At 32.7% G+C, this 20402-nt stretch carries 17 protein-coding genes; 15 read left to right on the top strand and 2 right to left on the bottom strand.

Annotated elements, in window-relative coordinates; all coding sequences use genetic code 11:
* The first annotated feature begins 5 nt into the window (after window positions 1-5).
* From ACJJVO_RS12695 to ACJJVO_RS12635, 13 genes are all read left to right on the top strand, one after another.
* Complete coding sequence (locus ACJJVO_RS12695) at window positions 6-506, top strand: F0F1 ATP synthase subunit B (protein WP_405574746.1); 501 nt, start codon at window positions 6-8, stop codon at window positions 504-506.
* 5 nt (window positions 507-511) lie between these two features.
* On the top strand, window positions 512-1048 hold the full coding sequence (atpH, locus tag ACJJVO_RS12690; protein ID WP_405574744.1) for an ATP synthase F1 subunit delta: 537 nt from the start codon (window positions 512-514) through the stop codon (window positions 1046-1048).
* Window positions 1049-1106: 58 nt separating this feature from the next.
* A complete protein-coding gene (atpA, locus tag ACJJVO_RS12685) occupies window positions 1107-2687 on the top strand; it encodes a F0F1 ATP synthase subunit alpha (RefSeq protein ID WP_405574742.1) in 1581 nt (526 codons plus the stop codon).
* Between the two features lie 54 nt (window positions 2688-2741).
* Complete coding sequence (gene atpG, locus ACJJVO_RS12680; RefSeq protein WP_405574741.1) at window positions 2742-3602, top strand: ATP synthase F1 subunit gamma; 861 nt, start codon at window positions 2742-2744, stop codon at window positions 3600-3602.
* Between the two features lie 107 nt (window positions 3603-3709).
* Window positions 3710-4168, top strand: coding sequence for a hypothetical protein (locus ACJJVO_RS12675; RefSeq protein WP_405574739.1), 459 nt, complete (start codon window positions 3710-3712; stop codon window positions 4166-4168).
* A gap of 106 nt (window positions 4169-4274) precedes the next feature.
* Window positions 4275-5306: a hypothetical protein gene (locus tag ACJJVO_RS12670; RefSeq protein WP_405574737.1), complete on the top strand. Its 1032-nt coding sequence runs from the start codon at window positions 4275-4277 to the stop codon at window positions 5304-5306.
* 157 nt (window positions 5307-5463) lie between these two features.
* On the top strand, window positions 5464-6921 hold the full coding sequence (locus tag ACJJVO_RS12665) for an oligosaccharide flippase family protein (RefSeq protein ID WP_405574735.1): 1458 nt from the start codon (window positions 5464-5466) through the stop codon (window positions 6919-6921).
* A 91-nt stretch (window positions 6922-7012) separates the two neighbouring features.
* On the top strand, window positions 7013-7447 hold the full coding sequence (gene dut, locus ACJJVO_RS12660) for a dUTP diphosphatase (protein WP_405574733.1): 435 nt from the start codon (window positions 7013-7015) through the stop codon (window positions 7445-7447).
* 393 nt (window positions 7448-7840) lie between these two features.
* Window positions 7841-8860, top strand: coding sequence for a sugar phosphate nucleotidyltransferase (locus ACJJVO_RS12655; protein WP_405574732.1), 1020 nt, complete (start codon window positions 7841-7843; stop codon window positions 8858-8860).
* 41 nt (window positions 8861-8901) lie between these two features.
* On the top strand, window positions 8902-9216 hold the full coding sequence (locus ACJJVO_RS12650; RefSeq protein ID WP_405574731.1) for an antibiotic biosynthesis monooxygenase family protein: 315 nt from the start codon (window positions 8902-8904) through the stop codon (window positions 9214-9216).
* On the top strand, window positions 9209-10570 hold the full coding sequence (locus ACJJVO_RS12645) for a tetratricopeptide repeat protein (protein ID WP_405574729.1): 1362 nt from the start codon (window positions 9209-9211) through the stop codon (window positions 10568-10570). The genes ACJJVO_RS12650 and ACJJVO_RS12645 overlap by 8 nt, the downstream gene beginning before the upstream one ends.
* Before the next feature lie 3 nt (window positions 10571-10573).
* A complete protein-coding gene (locus ACJJVO_RS12640) occupies window positions 10574-11365 on the top strand; it encodes a DUF4292 domain-containing protein (RefSeq protein ID WP_405574727.1) in 792 nt (263 codons plus the stop codon).
* Window positions 11365-12588 (top strand): murein hydrolase activator EnvC family protein, encoded by a 1224-nt coding sequence (locus ACJJVO_RS12635; RefSeq protein WP_405574725.1) that lies wholly within the window; start codon window positions 11365-11367, stop codon window positions 12586-12588. Before ACJJVO_RS12640 ends, ACJJVO_RS12635 begins: the two co-directional genes overlap by 1 nt.
* A 9-nt stretch (window positions 12589-12597) precedes the next feature.
* Here ACJJVO_RS12635 and ACJJVO_RS12630 read toward each other — a convergent pair whose 3' ends face one another.
* Together ACJJVO_RS12630 and ACJJVO_RS12625 are read right to left on the bottom strand one after the other, a co-directional pair.
* The gene (locus ACJJVO_RS12630) at window positions 12598-13107 is read right to left on the bottom strand and encodes an acyl-CoA thioesterase (RefSeq protein WP_405574723.1); all 510 of its coding nucleotides are present in this window, start codon (window positions 13105-13107) and stop codon (window positions 12598-12600) included.
* Window positions 13108-13316: 209 nt separating this feature from the next.
* The gene (locus tag ACJJVO_RS12625) at window positions 13317-14258 is read right to left on the bottom strand and encodes an SPOR domain-containing protein (RefSeq protein ID WP_405574721.1); all 942 of its coding nucleotides are present in this window, start codon (window positions 14256-14258) and stop codon (window positions 13317-13319) included.
* A gap of 265 nt (window positions 14259-14523) precedes the next feature.
* Here ACJJVO_RS12625 and dprA point away from each other — a divergent pair, with 265 nt between their 5' ends.
* Window positions 14524-15627: a DNA-processing protein DprA gene (gene dprA, locus ACJJVO_RS12620; RefSeq protein ID WP_405574720.1), complete on the top strand. Its 1104-nt coding sequence runs from the start codon at window positions 14524-14526 to the stop codon at window positions 15625-15627.
* A gap of 93 nt (window positions 15628-15720) precedes the next feature.
* Entirely contained in the window at window positions 15721-20382 is a 4662-nt protein-coding gene (locus ACJJVO_RS12615; protein ID WP_405574718.1) for a T9SS type A sorting domain-containing protein, read from the top strand.
* Window positions 20383-20402: the final 20 nt, after the last annotated feature.

Genomic DNA, 20402 nt, shown 5'->3' with positions numbered 1-20402 from the left:
ATAATATGGATAAGTTATTAAACGATTTTTCACCAGGTTTATTCGTAGTGTCAACAATTCTTTTATTGGCGTTAATAGCACTTATGGTAAAGTTTGCTTGGAAACCAATTCTTACTTCATTAAATGAAAGAGAAGAAGGTATTCAAGGGGCTTTAGATGCGGCTGAAAAAGCTAAGCGTGAAATGGCCAATCTTCAAGCAGATAACCAAAAATTATTGCAAGAAGCGCGTTTAGAAAGAGAAACTATGCTTAAAGAAGCTCGTGAGCTTAAAAGCAAAATGATTGCAGATGCTGAAGCAGAAGCGAAAACGCAGGCCAATAAAATGATTACACAAGCACAAGAAGCTATTACTAGTGAAAAGAAAGCGGCTATGGCAGAATTAAAAAGTCATGTTGCTGGTTTATCATTAGATATCGCAGAAAAAGTAGTGCGTAATGAATTATCTAACAAAGACAAGCAACTTAAGTTGGTTGAAGATATGTTAGGTGAAGCAACTTTAAACTAAGGTAAATGTCAGGATCAAGAGCAGCCATTAGATATGCTAAAGCAGTTTTAAGTTTAGCAACAGATCAAAAATCTACAGAAGCGGTGAATAGTGATATGAAATCTATTACTAAAGCTATTGCTGAGAGTGAAGATTTAAATCAGATGCTTCAAAGTCCTGTAGTAAGATCTTCAGACAAAAAAGCAGTACTTACAGCAGTATTTAACGATGCAAATGTTGCTACTACTAACTTAATTGATACATTAATTGCTAACAAGAGGTTACCATTATTAAATAGTGTGGCTTCAAGTTATTTAGAATTATATAATCAATTAATAGAAAGTCAAGTAGCTTCAGTTACTACTGCAGTACCGTTGACAGATGATTTAAAAGCTAAAGTTATCGCTAAGGTGAAAGAACTTACTGGTAAAGAAGCGGAAGTAAAAAATATTATAGATGAAAGCATTTTAGGTGGTTTCATATTAAGAGTAGGCGATATTCAGTATAATGCTAGTATATCAAACAAACTCGATAAATTAAAAAGAGAATTTACATTAAACTAAATTGATTTAGTTCACAACGTGTAATCGAAGTGAATATAAATCTAATATCTAAAATAAGATGGCAGAAGTAAAACCAGCTGAAATATCAGCAATCTTAAAACAACAACTTTCAGGTTTTGAAGCAGGTGCTTCATTAGACGAAGTAGGAACAGTATTAACTGTCGGTGATGGTATTGTACGAGCTTATGGATTGGCTAATGTGCAATATGGCGAATTAGTTGAATTCGATGGTGGTGCAGAAGGAATTGTACTAAACCTAGAAGAAGATAACGTAGGTATTGTACTTTTAGGTACTTCTATAGGAATTAAAGAAGGATCTACAGTAAAACGTACTGATCGTATCGCATCTGTTAAAGTAGGTGAAGGTATTGTTGGTCGTGTGGTAGATACTTTAGGTAACCCAATTGATGGTAAAGGACCAATAGCAGGTGAAACTTATGAGATGCCATTAGAGCGTAAAGCACCAGGTGTTATCTATAGAGAGCCAGTAACTGAGCCATTACAAACCGGTATTAAAGCTATTGATGCTATGATCCCAGTTGGTAGAGGACAACGTGAGTTGGTAATTGGTGATAGACAGACTGGTAAAACGGCTGTTTGTATTGATGCGATCTTAAATCAAAAAGAATTTTACGATGCAGGTGAGCCTGTATATTGTATATATGTTGCTATTGGCCAAAAGGCTTCAACAGTAGCTTTAATTGCTAAAACTTTAGAAGAAAAAGGAGCTTTAGCTTATACTACCATAGTAGCTGCAAATGCATCAGATCCTGCAGCAATGCAAGTTTATGCACCTTTTACAGGAGCATCTATTGGTGAGTATTTTAGAGATACTGGTAGACCAGCTTTAATTGTATTTGATGATTTATCAAAACAAGCCGTGGCTTACCGTGAGGTATCTTTATTATTAAGACGTCCACCAGGACGTGAGGCATATCCAGGTGATGTATTCTATTTACACTCTAGATTATTAGAGCGTTCTGCAAAGATTATTAATAACGATGCAATTGCTCAAGAAATGAATGATCTACCAGACGTTTTAAAACCAATGGTTAAAGGTGGTGGTTCATTAACAGCTTTACCTATTATTGAGACTCAAGCAGGTGACGTTTCTGCTTATATTCCAACTAACGTGATTTCTATTACAGATGGTCAGATTTTCTTAGATGGTGATTTATTTAACTCTGGTGTTCGTCCAGCAATTAACGTAGGTATTTCTGTATCTCGTGTTGGTGGTAACGCACAGATTAAATCAATGAAGAAAGTATCTGGTACATTAAAATTAGATCAAGCTCAGTACCGTGAATTAGAAGCGTTTGCTAAGTTTGGTTCAGATTTAGATGCGGTTACGTTAAACGTAATTAATAAAGGTAAGCGTAACGTTGAAATCTTAAAGCAAGCACAAAACGATCCTTTTAAAGTAGAAGATCAGGTTGCTATTATTTATGCAGGTTCTAAGAACTTATTAAAGGATGTTCCTGTAGAAAAAGTAAAAGAATTTGAACGCGACTATTTAGAGTTCTTAAATGCGAAGCATAGAGATACTCTAGATTTACTTAAAGCTGGTAAATTAACTGATGAGGTTATTGATACATTAACAACTGTAGCAAAAGATCTTTCAGGAAAATATATAGCTTAAAAATTTAATTAATGTCACTCTAAGCAAAAACAAAGAGTCTTTATCATATAAAGAATGGCGAATTTAAAGGAAATTAGAAACAGAATATCTTCAGTATCTTCAACGATGCAGATTACCAGTGCCATGAAAATGGTATCTGCTGCTAAGTTAAAGAAAGCACAGGATGCTATTACAGCAATGCGTCCTTACTCTAACAAGTTAACAGAATTACTTCAGAGTTTAAGTGCAACTTTAGATTCAGATTCTGGAAGTAAATATTCAGAACAACGTGAAGTAAAAAAAATACTTATCGTTGCTGTAACTTCTAACAGAGGTTTAGCCGGAGCATTTAATTCTAATATTATTAAACAGGTTACTAAACTTACTAACGAAACTTATGCTACTAAAGAGGTATCATATTTAGCTATTGGTAAGAAAGCGAATGACGCATTCAAAAAAACGAATAAAGTTATAGCAAACAAAAGTGATTTGTACGATGATTTAACATTTGACAATGTTGCTGAAATTGCAGAAATGCTAATGGAAAAGTTTGTTTCTGGTGAATTTGATAAAATAGAGATAGTTTACAATCACTTTAAAAACGCAGCAACTCAAATCATAATGACAGAGCAGTTTTTACCAATTGTTCCTGTTCAAAATGATACCAATGTTAATTTAGATTACGTTTTTGAACCTTCTAAATTAGAAATTGTAGAAGAATTAATTCCTAAGTCATTAAAGACTCAATTATATAAAGGGATTAGAGATTCTTTTGCCTCTGAACATGGTGCACGTATGACAGCAATGCATAAAGCAACCGATAATGCAACAGAGTTAAGAGATCAGTTGAAATTAACTTACAACAAAGCACGTCAAGCAGCTATTACCAATGAAATCTTAGAAATTGTTGGTGGTGCAGAAGCTTTAAATAATTAAATCTTTTATATTAAGCATTAGCTCAATATTTCAAAATAATATTAAACCTAACTTTTACGAGTTAGGTTTTTTTATGTCATAAATTATCTTAGTCTTATATTTAAATAATGAAAACACTTAAAAACACCGTTTTACTATTTCTAATAGCGTTGTCTTTATTTAAATGCGCAATAGTACCCAAACTTCAAAAAGAAGCACCAACGGGTTTAAAAGAGGTGTATTATCAAAACTGGAATGCAGGCCATAAAGACGGAATTAGCGGAACGGATATATACATACGATTACTTAATACATCCGTACTATTAGATAGTGTATACTTTAAAGGGCACGTGGTAAAACTTAATGTGGTTTCAACAGATAGTTTATTATTTGTAGGCCACACAAAGTCTAACTCAAACATTACCATAGATTTAGAGAATTCTTCATTTTCAAAATTTAAAATTAACGATAGTGACTGCATAATTAGCTATAAGAAAACACATCATGAACCTCTTCAGTATTATAAAATCATCAACGTTATAATGCTTCAATCTGTAAACTATCCTAGTTCTCCTAGCAAAATTTAACATTTTTTACCCTATTTCCTACTTTTCTGTGTAGTTTGCCGGATTTATGTTGCTCTTTATAGATTTATTCTTATATTGCACATCCAAATCTTTAACCTATTAAAAAATGAAACATCTTAGAAAGGCATTACGTGCCATAGTTGTATCTGTACTTTTATCATTAACCATGCAATGTTCCAGTTCTAAATCTATTATTGGATCGCATGATACACAGACTGCTTTTAAAGTTAAAACTGTTTCTTTCCAACAGTGGAATGCTGGCGATAAAGAAGAAAACACAGGTATGAATGTTTTTGTACCGATAGTAGAAAAAAAGGATGATGTATTGATTGACAGTATCTATTTCAGAAATTTTAAAGGGCAACTCGTTCGAAATTATAGCAGATATACAGCAGTCTTAAAAAATAACGCACCTGAATACATCTTTAACCAATCAGAAAAAGAATATGACTATCCTTTTACTACTAAAAATGATGAATGTGTTATTAAATATATCGAAAAGGGTACAATTAAATACGTCAAAGTAAATGATGTTATAGAAAAAGAACCTATTCATTATCAAGACGGACCTCCTCTATCTTATCAAAGGCGACGAGAAGCAATGATTATATCTGGTGAGGAATCTGGTTTAAAACCCATGCCCACATTTCAACCCTCCACGACTTTTAAAGTCAAAACGATCTCATTTCAAGAATGGTATGCTGGTATAAAAGTTGGTGGTACTGGTATGAATGTTTTTGTCCCTATCGTTAACAAGGAAGATAATATTAAAATAGATAGTGTGTACTTTAGAAACCTTAAAGCCAAGTTGGTTGAAGATTCTGGTAGATATACAGCAGTCTTAAAAAACAAGTCGCCTTATTACACCTTTAAAAAGGCAGAAAAAGATCCTGATTTTCCGTTTACTTTAGAAGACAATGAATGTGCTATTAGCTTTGTTGAAAATGGTGTAACTAAATACGTAAAAGTGTCTGATATTAATGAAAAACAAGGAGTTTATTATGAAGACGGTCCACCTCAAGTTTATCAGAGAAAACGTAAAAACAATATGATTGTAACAAATGGAAAGGACATTATTAAAGAATTTTTAAATAATTTGAAAGATAAACGCAATGTGATTGCACATTTAAGAGTTTAAGTTTCTAAAACACTAATACCTATGAGCACTTAATTAGTTTTTTATAGATAAAGACTGTTAACTGATCATTTTTTGAGTGTTTATCATTAATTGTTGCACCATTTAAGTATAGCACGTATAAATTTAATACTTTTGAATTTTACTGTTAATAATACTCTTGAGCGGATTTAAATCTCTTTTTAAACAAACATTTATATATGGTCTAGCGACTGTATTACCTAGAATGTTGGGCTTTATTTTAGTGCCACTTTACACAAATCCAGAGGTTCTATCCGTAGAAGAATATGGTCGTGTTTCTTTTATATTCGCCTATTTTGTCCTTTTCAATGTGGTATTGGCTTACGGAATGGAAACCGCATTTTTTAGGTTTTTTAATAAAGAAGAAAGTCAAGAAACAGTAACAAGTACATCAGCAATATCTTTAGTTATAAGTTCTTTTGCATTAATGGGAATTGCATTTCTGTTTAGAAATCAGATTTCAACACTTATAAATATTGACTTAAAGTATCTTAATTTAGTCTTTATAATTTTGCTGTTAGATGCTTTGGTTATTATTCCTTTTGCATGGTTAAGAGCGACCGCACAACCCATGCGTTATGCGGTAATTAAAATATTTAATGTTGTTATTAATCTAGGGTTAAATATATTCTTGTTGCTATATTTAAAAGATTTAGCCGAAGGAAATTCATTTTTTAATGGTTTGTATATTCCAAACTATCAGATTAGCTACATTTTTATTTCCAACGTTATTGCAAGTGGATTAACCTTACTAATCTTACTGCCATTTTACGCAAAACTAAGGCTAACTTTCGATGGTGTTTTATGGAAAAAAATGATGCGCTATGCCTTACCAGTTCTTATTGCTGGCATTGCTTATTCTGTGAATGAAACCTTTGATCGTATTTTATTAGAATATCTATTACCAGATGATATTGCTAACCAACAAATTGGAATGTATTCGGCCTGTTACAAACTAGCGCTATTCATGACCTTATTTGCAACAGCATTCCGTTTAGGCATAGAACCTTATTTCTTTAGCCATTCTAAAACTGAAAATCCTCAAAAAAATTACGCTAAAATTTTAGAATACTTTGTTGCCCTTGGTTCTGTTATTCTTTTGTTTGTCGTTGTTTTTGCAGATCTCTTAAAACCTTATATTATTTTAAGTGAAGCTTATTATGAAGCCATGTGGATTGTACCTTTTATTCTATTGGCCAACTTCTGTTTAGGGATCTATCATAACCTTTCGGTTTGGTATAAAATTACAGATCGCACCAAGTTTGGAGCTTATATTTCAATATTAGGAGCTATTGTAACTTTAGTTTTAAATTATGTTTTAATTCCTATCATAGGTTTTAAAGGTTCAGCAATAGCAACACTTTCTGCTTATTCCATAATGATGTTATTATCCTTTTATTTTGGAAGAAAGTACTACCCTGTTCCTTACAACTTAAAGAAAATAAGTTTATACCTTGTAGTATCTATTCTATTTTCATTTATATTTTTCTATAACTATCGCGAGAATTATATTCTAGGAATTGTAATGTTAATTGTATTTTTGGGATTAGTTATTATACTTGAAAAGAAAGAGTTAAAGCAGGTATTGAAAAGATAATCATATTGTCCTCTCGAGCGCAGTCGAGAGGTTTTAAAGAATACGAGTTTAATAAATAGTTTTCGGCTGCGAACGAATAGACAGAAACAGCATGAAAATTAAAATAATAAATAAATCGATACACGATTTACCACATTACGAAACTATCGCTTCTGCAGGTATGGATTTGCGTGCCAGTATTACAGAAACTAGAATTTTAAAACCTTTAGAGCGTACTATCGTTGGCACAGGTTTATTTATAGAATTACCAATAGGAATAGAAGCGCAAGTAAGACCACGTAGCGGTTTAGCTGCAAAAAAAGGAATTACTGTTTTAAACGCACCAGGAACGATTGATGCAGATTATAGAGGAGAAATCGGTGTGATATTAGTCAATATTTCTAATGACGATTTTTTAATTCAAAATGGTGAGCGCATAGCGCAATTAGTTATAGCAAAACACGAACGTGCAGAATGGGAACAGGTAGAGGTTTTATCTGAAACTGATAGAGGTGAAGGTGGTTTTGGTAGTACAGGTGTTAAGTAGCTGATTCCTGCAGACGAAGGAATCTCAGAATAAATAAGAATGAATTATTGGTACGTCTATATAATGGCAAATAAGGCAGACGGAGTAATTTAAATTGGAGTAACTGATAATATTGAAGAAAGAGTAAAAGAGCATAAGCTAAAAGTTTATCCCAAATCTTTTACAGCAAAGTATAATTTTTGACATTTTAGTCTATTTTGAAGAGTTTGAAAATGGAAAAGAAACGGAAAAACGTGAAAACAATTCAAAAAATGGAAAAGAGATTGGAAAATTAAATTGATAGAAGAAATGAATCCTAATTGGTCTGATTTAAGTGCTAATTGGAATCTAAATTTTAATAAAATTAGAAATTAAGTTTAACCTAAAAGATACCTGCTTTCGCAGGCATGTAATATGAAAATAATAGTACCAATGGCAGGCAGAGGATCTCGCCTAAGACCACATAGTTTAACTGTACCAAAACCATTAATTCCGGTTGCAGGTCAACCCATCGTGCATCGTTTGGTAAAAGATATCGCTAAAGTTTTAAAGCAACCAATTGAAGAAATCGCATTCGTTTTAGGAGATCCTGCATTTTTTGGAGATGACGTTGTACAAAGTTTAACAGAACTTGCAGAAGGTTTAGGTGCAAAAGCATCCATCTATAGACAAGATCAACCTTTAGGAACAGGCCATGCCATAATGAGTGCAAAACCTTCATTATCAGGACCAGCAGTAATTGCATATGCAGATACGTTGATTAGAGCTGAGTTCGATTTAGATCCAACGGCAGATAGTGTCATCTGGACCAAATGTGTAGCAAATCCTGAAGCCTACGGTGTTGTAAAATTAAACGATGATAAAAATATCGTTGAGTTAGTTGAAAAACCAGAAGCATTTGTAAGCGATCAAGCTGTAATTGGTATTTATTACTTTAAAGATGTTGCTGTTTTAAAGGAAAAATTACAGGAAATCTTAGACGAAAACATCATGAATGGTGGAGAATACCAAATTAATGATGGTATTAAGCGTATGATGGCAGACGGACGCATCTTTAAAACCGGAACGGTTGATGAGTGGATGGATTGTGGAAACAAAGCCGTGACTCTAGAAACTAACGCAAAAATGTTAGGGTTCTTAACAGCAGATAACGAAGAGCAATTAATTGATGATTCTGTCGTTTTAGAAAACTCTAAGGTGATTGAGCCTTGTTATATTGGTAAAGGCACTGTGTTAAAAAATACAACTGTTGGGCCATGTGTTTCAATTGGTAAAGATTGTGTAATTGAGAATTCAACTATAAAAAATAGCTTAATTCAAAACCAAAGCACTATTAAAAATGCGAAGTTAGATGAAGCTATGATTGGTAACCACGTAAAGTACAATGGTGAGTTTACTAAGATTAGTATTGGTGATTATACTATTATGGAATAATTATTGACATTAAATAATCACGCCTTTTAAATCAAGTAATTATGTATATTGTATTGTACACAATTAAAATAAAACCTAACCAAGAAGATAATTTTATTGAAGCTTGGAAAGGTTTAACAGACTTGATTTACAAATACGAAGGAAGTTTAGGGTCTAGATTACATAAAAAAGATGCCCTAAACTTCTTTGCATACGCACAATGGCCTGATAAAAATACATTTGATAATGCCAGTGGAAATTTACCAGAAGAAGCCAATAATTTTAGAACTAAAATGAAAGCATCTTGTGAAAAATTTGAAGTCTTAGAAAAGTTTGAAATGATTGAAGACTTATTAAAGAATAAAGAAAGTGAATAAAAGATATATTTTCTTATTGTTTTTTCTCGTCGGAATGTTAGCTATTCCGCAGCATACCTATGCACAAGTCGATTTTAATAAACGACCAGACGATGATTTAGGCAATGTTGAAGACGAATTTCAAGAATACTTCTTTGAAGCTTTAAAACAAAAAGGCATTGAAAATTATGATCGTGCAGTAGATGCGCTTCATAAATGTTTAAACCTTAATAGTAAGTTACCTGTTATATATTTTGAACTTGGAAAAAATTATAACATGCTTAAAAATTTTGGTGCTGCAGAAGAAAATCTAAAAAAAGCAATTGAAATGCAGCCAGACAATGTTTGGTTTTTAGATGAGCTTTACGATGTATACTTTCAGCAAGATGATATTAAAAATGCTTTAAAAACAATTAAGCAGCTGGTAAAATACCATCCAGATTATAAGGAAGATTTAGCAGCACTCTATGTTAGAGAAGAAAAATACAAACAAGCTTTAGATCTATTAGATGAGTTAGATGCAGATTTTGGGTTAAGCGAGTCTAGAGATGCCATGCGAAATGATATTTACAGTATTACTGGCAATGCAGACGATAGAATCGAAAACCTTGAACAACGTATAGCCAACAATCCTAATAATGAAGATAATCACTTAAAGTTAATTTATCGCTATAGCCAAACAGGCGACCAAAAAAACGCTTACAAAGCAGCTAAGAATTTATTAAAAGTAAAGCCAGACTCTAAATTTGTGCATTTGGCCTTATATAAGTTTTACCTTCAAGATGAAAAAGTAGAAGAAGCTATCAGTTCTGTAAAGAAAGTTTTAACAAGCCCAGAGATTAATGCAGATGCAAAAACCAAAGTACTAAAAGATTTTGTCGCTTTTGTAGCTAAAAATCCTGAATATGAATCTGATTTAATTGATATTACAGCCTTAATTGACGATAATAAAGATGCACAAACCCATAGTGATTTAGGCCAGTATTATTTACAAGCTGGTGACAAGGTGAAAGCACTTACCAACTTTAAAGAAGCTCTTAAACAAAGTCCTAATGACTTTAAATTAATAAAAGACGTATTACTACTAGAATTAGATATAAAGGATTACAATGCGGTTATTACAGATAGTGAACGTGCTTTAGAATTATACCCAGCACAACCCATTCTATATTTAGTTAAAGGTGTGGCTCAGAATAATTCAGGTGAATCTAAAAAAGCCATTGATAATCTTGAAATGGGCTTAGATTTCTTAATTGATAATCCTAGTATGGAAGCCGATTTCTATTCTCAATTAAGTTTAGCCTACAAAGCCTTAAATAATATTAGTAAATCTGAAACGTTTGCTAAAAAGGCAAAAGCTTTAAAAGCGCAATAATAAATGAAGTTAGTTCAATTATATAAAAATTCAAAAATAACCATTAGTGCAATTCTTATACTTTTTGCATTAAGTTGTGGTTCTAACAAAAGTGTCATCGCTTCTGGTGCAGCTAGTGATAAGCTTTCAGCAAAGCAAGTGATAAAGCAACATCAAAAAAGTGATGCTGATTTTAAAACCATGCAAGCTAAAGTTAAGATTGAATTAATTCAAGGAGATCAAGAACAAGGACACTCCTTTAGTCTTAGGATGGAAAAAGATAAAGTTATTTGGTTGAGTGCACCAATTGGTATGGCTCGCATGATGATTACACCAGATAAAGTTAGATTTTACAATAAATTAGATAATGAATATTTTGATGGAGACTACAAATTATTAAGTGATGTAGTTGGTGTAGAACTTGATTTTATGAAAGTTCAAAACATCTTATTAGGTCAGGCTATTTACAATCTTAAAGACGAACCACACGAGGTTTCGGTTAATAATAATTCTTACGCACTTCAACCAAAAGATCAGAATGCACTTATAGAATTGTTTTATTTAATTAATCCATCCCATTTTAAAATGGATAGCTTACAATTATATCAGCAACTAAAGAAAAGAATGCTTCAAATAGATTATTCAACATATCAAAAGGTAGATAAGCAAATACTACCTCAATATATAAAAATAATTGCTGTAGAAGATACCGACGAACTTGCCATAACAATGGAATTCAAATCTGTATCTTTGAACAATGAAGTTCGTTTTCCGTTTAACATTCCTTCAGGTTATAAAGAAATTGTAATTAAATAATGACCAAAACTCGTTTCTATACAACTTTAGTAATTGGACTATTACTGTCCACTTCTACCCTATTTGCTCAAAGCGATAAGCAAAAAAAATTAGAACTTCAACGTCAGCAGATTTTGAAGGAAATGAAGCAAATTAATGCGTTGTTATTTACTAAAAAGAAAGAAGAAAAATCGGTTATTACACTTATTGAAGATATCAATGCCAAAGTAAACGTTAGAAAAAACTTAATTAGAATAACTAACGAGCAAGCTAATCTTCTAACTAGAGAAATTAATACCAACCAAAAAGAAATTACTAGTCTTAGAACACAATTACAAGAATTAAAAGACGACTATGCAGCCATGGTTGTAAAATCTTATAAAAGTAAATCTGAACAAAGTAAAGTAATGTTTTTATTGTCTTCTGATAATTTTCAACAAGCATACAAACGACTTCAATACATTAGGCAATACCGAGAATATCAAAAAGAGCAAGGAGAAGCTATAAAGACTAAAACTAAAGAATTACAGACATTAAACATTCAGCTCTCTAAGCAAAAAGAAGATAAACAAAAACTCATTGAAGAAAACCGAATTGCTAAACGTGAGTTAGAAGGAGAATTAAAGCAACGTGAAGTTTTAATGGCATCTATTAAGACAGATATGGGCAAATTTGCCTCTCAGATTAAGAAGAAAAAACAAGAAGCAGATCGTTTAGATAAAGAAATAGATCGCTTAATTGCAGAAGCTATTGCAGCATCTAACAAAAAAGCAGGTAAAAAATCATCAACAGGAAAATTTGTATTAACACCTGAAGCTAAAAAACTCGCGTCTAGTTTTGCTGCAAACAAAGGAAAATTAGGATGGCCAGTAGCTAGAGGTGTTATAAAAGGAAAATTTGGTAAAACACGTTCATTAACGGATAGTTCAGTTGAAGTTAACCATTCAGGTGTAAAAATAGCAACAGAGAAAAATGCAGAAGTTAGAGCTGTTTTTAATGGAGTAGTGTCTTCTATTCATGTTATGAAAAGAGGAAATCCCACCATCTTAATTAGGCATGGTGATTATTTAACAATTTACCATAACCTAGCAAAACTTTACGTAAAAACTGGAGATAAAATTACAACAGGTCAGGTTATAGGTGAGGTTTTTAGTAATAAAATTACAGGTGAAACCCTTCTAGATTTTAGAATCTATAAAAATGATTTAAAATTGAATCCGGAATCTTGGTTAGCCAGACAATAAATTAAGGTACTACTCAAAAAGCGCTTTTAATTCAGTAGCATCTGCTGGTTTCATTTTGCCGGCTAATACTAAACTCAATTGTTTACGACGAAGAGCGGCATCAAAACGCTGTTTTTCTAATTCTGTTTCAGGCACCAATTCAGGAACTCTTACAGGTCGTCCAATTTCATCTACAGCAACAAAAGTGTAAATAGCTTCATTGGCCTTAATACGCTCACCAGACTCTCTGTCTTCGATCCAAACATCCATATACACTTCCATAGAAGACGAAAAAGCTCTTGATACTTTAGCCTCAATCATTACCACACTTCCTAAAGGAACAGCTCTATTAAATGCGACGTGATTTACGGTAGCTGTTACCACAATACGTCTTGAGTGTCGTCTTGCGGAAATACTAGCTGCTCTGTCCATACGCGCTAATAATTCACCACCAAATAAGTTGTTCAGTGGATTAGTTTCGCTTGGTAATACCAAATCGGTACTAATGGTTTTAGACTGAAATGCGGTTCTAGATAGCATAAGAATTTTAAAATTTGTGCAAAGATAGCGCCATTTTCATAATGAAAGTGCATGATCCTTGGTTAAAAAAATATGAGGTAAAAATAATGAAGTAGCATCTTTAATGAGAAACAGGTCTCATCACACAATTAAATATAAGTTGAAACCATTGAATATGGCAACAAGTTCTACATTCTAAATAAGGCAGATAAAATAAATTTTATGAAAAATTACTTAAGCGTCTTTATTAGCAACCAAGCATCACGGTTGTGCTCGCGACGGATCTTATAAAGCTCATCTTGTGCCTCAGCTCTTGTTGCATAACTCCCATAAACCACCTCGTGCAATCCATAACGATTAGCACCAATTTTACGTGCTTTATAACCTTTATTTCTAAGTTGAGTTACTTTTTTATCAGAATTAGCCTCTACTCTAAAAGCACCAGCAACAATATGGTAATTACCACTCTGCTTTTCTAAAGACAAAGTAGCAGCAGGTAACGGGTTACTAATAACAAAAGTAGCTTCTTGCACCTTAGCATCAAGTTGCTCATTGGCTTGCTCTTGTGCTAATTGGTTGTGGTTTTCAATAGAATTATTGTTGTAATACGTCACAGCTCCAAAACCCACAAAACCTAATACAAATACAGCTGCAGCAGCATATTTTATCCAATTACGATTTGCACGTTTTTCTGGAGTTAATATAATAGGTGAATTCACTTCAATAGACTCAACATCCTCTAAATAGATTTCTCTATTAACATCAACAGATTTAAAGTGAGATAAACCAAAAGCGTCTGTTAAGTAGTTTATTTGAGTAGATGGATTAAATTGAATTTTTCCATCAGTATTTAGCACCAACTCACCAATATTTTTAAATTGAATAGTTTCCCCTTCAACCAAATACGACTTAATTGATTTAATATGCTTTGCTATTTTATTAATAGCAGTTGTGTAAGGTATTTTTTCAACCTCAGCAATATAATTAGCTAACAACCCATCATTTTGTTGCAACTGTTCATTAAAAGACAATGCTTTTTTTGGTGGATAAAACGTATCTGTCGATTCGTGTATTTTTGCCGATGTACGCTGTGTTAAAAATGCTCCAAACTCAGGAACAGTAACACAATCGTAACGGTATAAAAGGTCGCTAATGTAAGTCTCTAACTGCATATAGACGCAAAGTTAGAAATTTTTGTTTCTGAACAAAATTAAGTCCGACTTAGTTATTAACATCAAAAAAAATACTCTTGTATCTGATTGATTTTCTTAGAATTTCGAACAAAAAAATTATTAAATATTTTTTTAAAATGAATCTGAGCTAAAAATTATAGATACTTATTTATAATTTTCAAATCTTTAGTGCTAACAACACATTAAAAATTAAATAATTATATTCGTGAATAGATGATTAATCTCTTCAAGTACTTAATTTTCAATGACAGATCAACAACTTATTTATGCATTAGCTTTACAACACGTGCCCAAAATTGGAGCAACTACAGCCAAAAAGCTAATTAATCATTGTGGATCTGCAGAAGCGGTTTTAAACGAAAAAAAGTCAAAGCTTTTAAAAATTGATGGTATTGGAACCATCACAATACAAGGTCTTTTTGATAAAAACCATCTTGAAGAAGCTGAACGCGAATTAAAATTCATAAAAGAGAACAACATTATTGCGCATTATTTTACTGAAGACACCTATCCTGAACGCTTAAAGCATTGTATTGATGGCCCTATTGTATTGTTCCAATCTGGAAATATTAATATAAAACAACAGCGTATCATTAGTATTGTTGGTGCTCGTAAAATAACAACAAGTGGCATTGCATTTTGTGAAAAACTGGTAGAAGCTTTATCACAGTTTAATCCAATTATTGTGTCTGGTTTTGCTTATGGCACAGACATTACATCCCATAAAGCAGCTGTAAAACACAACCTACAGACCATTGGTTGTTTGGCTCATGGATTAAATCAAATCTATCCTAAAGTGCATAAAAAATACGTGGCAGATATTGAAAAACACGGAGGGTTTTATTCAGACTTTTGGAGCACAGATAATTTTGATCGCAATAATTTTTTAAAACGTAACCGAATTATTGCAGGCCTTAGTGAAGCTACAATAGTTATAGAATCTGCTGAAAAAGGTGGTAGTTTAGTTACGGCAGATATTGCTAATTCTTACAATAGAGAAGTATTTGCGGTTCCAGGAAGAACTACAGATAACCAAAGTGTTGGGTGCAATAACTTAATAAAATTTCAGAAAGCCCATTTATTATCTAATCCTTTAGACGTACCTTATATGTTGAATTGGGAATTAGAATCTGATAAAAAACCAGTAGTTCAACAACAATTATTTGTAGAGCTAGAACCCGATGAAAAAATCATTTACAATTTTCTAAAAGAAAACAACAAAGAATTGTTAGATGTTATTGCCTTAAGGTGTGAAATGCCAACCTATAAAATTGCTGGTATTTTATTGAATATGGAGTTGAAAGGTGTTGTAAGACCTTTACCTGGAAAATTATTTGAGGTTATTTAACAATACAACGATAAAAACCACTCTTGATACAGAAAAAGCCTACAAGTAAATGCTGTTTTATATTTTTGTGAGGTTATACCAGTGTCCAAGTTTATGAAGTATTTTTATATCATCTGTTTTGTGTTCTCTCAGCTTAATTTAGTTGCGCAAAATCAAGATTCACCAATTTTTACTTGTGGTGAGTTAAAGGATGCTAGTCAAACGGCTCAATCAAGAAGTCCTTTTTATACAACGGAGAATCCAAATAATGGTTTTGTAGATCGTTTTGGTAATGAAACAGAAAAAAGGATAAACCCTACTATTGCGGGTCAACAAAGAGCAATACCGTTAACAGCAGATTACATTAGCCCAGAAGGCTTATTTGCAATTTATTTAACGGATCAAATACCTGATAATAGCATTCAAGATTTTGATAATAATTCAGCCTATAGAAATGTCATTGCTCAGATTTTTGCAGATTTAGAGCAATTAATTATAGAAAACCCTTCAACAGGTGTCGTAGAACCTGTAAAGATAGAGCTGCAATCCATGTCTGTTAACAGTGGTGTATTGGCATCAGCATCTTCATATTATGATTACTCAGGTGTTGCAGTAGGTACTATTGTAGAAGGTGAAGTTTGGAAAGCCATAAATTCTGGGTCTAATAATCCCGATAATTGGGATGGTTTAATACGCGTTAACTTTTTTCATTCTTGGTACAGTGATTTCAATAATTCCACTGGAATTACTGGAACAAATGCATTTGATATGTATGCGGTGTTATTACATGAAATTATGCATGCATTGGGTTTTGCTTCGGGTATAGACGAATTTGGAAATCCTAAAAATGGAAGGGCTTTTTTAAAATATGATAATTTACTGCATACAGACACAAATGATAATTTAATTGTACCTCTTGGTCTAGACTGGAGTTTTAATAGTGCAGTCCCTATTAATGCAATAACGAATGGTTGTCCAAGTGCCTCTCAAATAAGACTAGGAGATAATAATTTACCAGTGCATTCACCACAGGTTTTTTCTAACGGATCTAGCTTAAGTCATGTAGATTTAAATAACGATTGTAGTTATCCTATTAACGATTTTATAATGGCTTATGCTATTGCTAGAGAAACGGCAAGAAGACCTCTTTCTCAAGAATTTGATATACTATGTAGTTTAAATTATAACCTATCTACTCAATTTGGAAACAGTAATATCATTGAGTTTGCTAATCCTGCAATTATTACTTCTGTAAGCAATAACACGAGTAATATTATAGCTTATTCAGGTTGTGAGGCTCAAGTCTTTGGAATTAATGATTTTGAAGACCCAATTACACAACCAATAGTTGAAAATTGTCAGGGAAATACATTAAATATACTTGAACAAGATTTATTAAGTAATGACATATCTAGCCTTGGTTTAGCTTTAGAAGTTTCTAACTTAAGTTTAAACGGTAATTTAATTACCGCTTTTACAGGTGTTGCACCAAATAGAACTTTTGAAGTAACACCTAATGCCGTAGGTGACCTTCAACTTGTGTACCAACCAAAAGATACTAATGGTAATTTAGGAAATAACACTTTTGTAAACATTAAAGTGACGATGTGTCCAAATTTTGGCTGTATAAATACAAGCGATTGTAATTTAATTTGTAATCCAGAAATTGATTTTTTAGATAACCCTTCTCGTTTTTGTATTTTATATGGACATTCAAGTGGTAATAACGTTAATACAATACCTGGATGGCGTTTTAAGTTTGGAACAACGGAGTGGATGTTAGACGACAATAGCACATGTGACTCTTCTGGTTTAGGTTTTAGTATAGGTAGAAATACTACGTCTTTACCAAATACAGATCCATCTAGTGGAAGATTTAATTTTTATGGAAATCAGCTACCTTATAATTCTGGTCCTAACTCGGCGTTTCAAAGTGAAGGAGTAATGACAGCTATTACATTGCGACCTAATATTAAATACCTTTTGTCTTATCACAAAAGCGATGGTATTGACCCAGCCTATGTTGGCACAAACACACCTTCTAATAACTCACAACCTAATATTGGTTTGGATGTTAGTTTAAGTGACAATGCTACAAATTATTACAATCTTTCATATGTACATGATAGAGACACACAGTTAATTAACGTGAGTAATACCGTAAACAATAACTTCTTTAATAATAGCACGCTACTTATTAATGATGATGCAATAGATTTTAATTGGTCGCAAACTGTCACCACATTTAATTCTCCTTCAACAATAGATAATTCTAATTCATTTTTAGTTTTTAACCATGCTATTGGGAATAGTTATATTAATTCTGGTAGACCTTACGCAACCGCTCTAGAAAATTATTTTTTATCCTTAGATAGAGTAGAACTAATAGAAGACCATTTACAAGATACACCAGATAATTATACTATAGATTGTGGTGCAACGCAAACAATAGGTATAGGTTTATGTACAGTCTCAAATATGCAATATGAATGGTGGGATATTACCAACGGAATTCAATTAACAGATTTAGATGATACTACAAGTACTTATACAGACGGTTTAATAAATACACTACCAGCATCTGTAAATTATACCATTAATTCTATAAATAGTAATGGGTCTATAATAACATTAAGCACCATTGAAAACTCAATAGAATTAGAGTTGCGCAGAACGTTTCCGGTGACCTTTGTAAATACTACCACAACACCTACGTCCACAGCCTTAAATAATATAAATGACCCTAATAATACGGTTACAGTAAATATTACGGTTTTAAATGAAGCACCAACAGATGCAACATTTACAACAACATCCTTATCAGACTGTTTAGAATATACTTTTGAAGCTACTGAAATCTACGAAACCCATGAATGGGATTTTGATAATGATGGCGTACCTGAGGTTTCAGGTTCTGGTACAGATACAGCAAACACCAATCCAAGCTATACTTTCCCTGGATCAGGCACTTATGTCATAACACATATGGTATCTAATGAGTGTGGTAGTTTAAGCTATCAAGAAAGTATTATACTTGCCTGTGGTTGCTCTAGTAGTACTACTTGGAACGGAACAGGATGGAGCAACGGTAATCCAGATATTAATACTGAAGCGATAATTAACGGCAACTACGATACTCTAATTAATGGAAGTTTTAGCGCCTGTGAATTAGTTGTAAATGCAGGTGCGACACTTTTTATACAAAATGCAACCTATGTAGAAGTACAAAGCATAGCCTCTATCAGTGGAAATCTTTGGGTAGAAACTCATGGAGCATTTGTTCAGAATTTAGATTTAGAAAATGCATTTATTCTTAATCCTGGAGGTAATGCGCTTGTAAATAAACAGACCACTGTTGTTAATAATTGGTACGATTACACCTATTGGAGTTCTCCAATTGTGGATGAAACTATTGGTGATGCCTTAGATATTGCTCCGGCAAACAGACGATTTTGGTACAATGCACAAAACTATTTAGATCAATATTTAGATAGTTCAGATAATACAATTCTTGGTAGCGATGATATTGATGATGATGGTAATGATTGGCAAATCGCAACTGCAGCATCTACTATGACTCCAGGTGTAGGTTATGCGGCAACGGTTTCTCCTATTGGTGTTTTCCCAGGTGCTTATCTAGCCACTTTTGAAGGTGAATTTAATAATGGTATTATAGAAACACCTATTTATATTAATGGTTTGGCTACTGATAACGATTGGAACTTCATAGGGAATCCTTATCCTAGTGCTATTGATTTTGATGATCTATATGCATTAAACTCTAGTCTTATTGGCGGAACCGCTTATCTATGGTCTCATGCTAGTCCTCCAGATATTGTCAATGATGGTAATGAAGGCTTAAACTTTAATGCAAACGATTATGCCATAATTACGGTTGGAAGTGGAAATATTGCTGGTAACGGTACTTTAACAGATAATAATATTCCTAACAGTGACAACACAATTCCTTCTGGTCAAGGTTTTTTTGTAAAAGGATTATCTAACGGAACATTAACGTTTAATAATGGTATGCGTAAAGCCGATTTAATAAGTAATAATCAGTTTTTTAGAAATTCTAATACAACAACTAATACCAATAGATTATGGTTAAATCTAACCACTGAAAGCGGTATTTTTAATCAAATACTTATCGCTTACGTCAATGGTGCTACTAGCGGTTTTGACGGTTTTTCTTTTGATGCCACTCGAAGTCTGCATGGTGGAAACACGTCAATTTTATTTACTGAAATTGAAAATGACACCAGAAGATTTGCGATTCAAGGGAAAAACCCAAGTGACTTAAACCTTAATGAAGTTATTCCGTTTGCGTATTATTCTGGTGTAGATGATACTACAGTTTATACTATTTCTATTCCTCAATTAGAAGGAGATTTTTTAACTAATAACACCATCTATTTACGTGATAAATTATTAAATGTTGTTCATAATTTAAGTGCTGCACATTACAATTTCTATTCTGAAATGGGAGAATTTAATGAGCGGTTTGAGATTGTTTTCAATCAAGAAAATTTATCGATTAAGGACGATGAAATTGCAGCTATTGAAGTGTATCCAAATCCAACAACAAGTATTATTCATGTAAAGTCTGAAACAACTATAATATCATTGCAATTGTTTAATAACCTTGGACAGTTAATTTTATCTAAACCTGAGGCTAACTATTTAGATCTTTCTAGAATTAGTGAAGGTATTTACTTTTTAAAAGCCATAGACTTACATGGAAATACCAAAAGTGTGCCTGTTATAAAGAAGTAGAGTTTGCGCAGCTATCAACC

Source organism: Winogradskyella sp. Asnod2-B02-A, from assembly GCF_045063645.1.
Classification (GTDB): domain Bacteria; phylum Bacteroidota; class Bacteroidia; order Flavobacteriales; family Flavobacteriaceae; genus Winogradskyella.
This window is presented reverse-complemented; position numbering and strand designations above follow the sequence as displayed.

Excerpts from the sequence above, each read along its gene's own strand:
- ACJJVO_RS12695 (WP_405574746.1), top strand. The coding sequence starts at position 6 with ATGGATAAGTTATTAAACGATTTTTCACCAGGTTTATTCGTAGTGTCA.
- ACJJVO_RS12615 (WP_405574718.1), top strand. The coding sequence starts at position 15,721 with ATGAAGTATTTTTATATCATCTGTTTTGTGTTCTCTCAGCTTAATTTA.
- atpH (WP_405574744.1), top strand. The coding sequence starts at position 512 with ATGTCAGGATCAAGAGCAGCCATTAGATATGCTAAAGCAGTTTTAAGT.
- ACJJVO_RS12650 (WP_405574731.1), top strand. The coding sequence starts at position 8,902 with ATGTATATTGTATTGTACACAATTAAAATAAAACCTAACCAAGAAGAT.
- ACJJVO_RS12655 (WP_405574732.1), top strand. The coding sequence starts at position 7,841 with ATGAAAATAATAGTACCAATGGCAGGCAGAGGATCTCGCCTAAGACCA.
- dut (WP_405574733.1), top strand. The coding sequence starts at position 7,013 with ATGAAAATTAAAATAATAAATAAATCGATACACGATTTACCACATTAC.
- dprA (WP_405574720.1), top strand. The coding sequence starts at position 14,524 with ATGACAGATCAACAACTTATTTATGCATTAGCTTTACAACACGTGCCC.
- ACJJVO_RS12625 (WP_405574721.1), bottom strand. The coding sequence starts at position 14,258 with ATGCAGTTAGAGACTTACATTAGCGACCTTTTATACCGTTACGATTGT.
- ACJJVO_RS12670 (WP_405574737.1), top strand. The coding sequence starts at position 4,275 with ATGAAACATCTTAGAAAGGCATTACGTGCCATAGTTGTATCTGTACTT.
- ACJJVO_RS12635 (WP_405574725.1), top strand. The coding sequence starts at position 11,365 with ATGACCAAAACTCGTTTCTATACAACTTTAGTAATTGGACTATTACTG.
- ACJJVO_RS12630 (WP_405574723.1), bottom strand. The coding sequence starts at position 13,107 with ATGCTATCTAGAACCGCATTTCAGTCTAAAACCATTAGTACCGATTTG.
- atpA (WP_405574742.1), top strand. The coding sequence starts at position 1,107 with ATGGCAGAAGTAAAACCAGCTGAAATATCAGCAATCTTAAAACAACAA.
- ACJJVO_RS12675 (WP_405574739.1), top strand. The coding sequence starts at position 3,710 with ATGAAAACACTTAAAAACACCGTTTTACTATTTCTAATAGCGTTGTCT.
- atpG (WP_405574741.1), top strand. The coding sequence starts at position 2,742 with ATGGCGAATTTAAAGGAAATTAGAAACAGAATATCTTCAGTATCTTCA.
- ACJJVO_RS12640 (WP_405574727.1), top strand. The coding sequence starts at position 10,574 with ATGAAGTTAGTTCAATTATATAAAAATTCAAAAATAACCATTAGTGCA.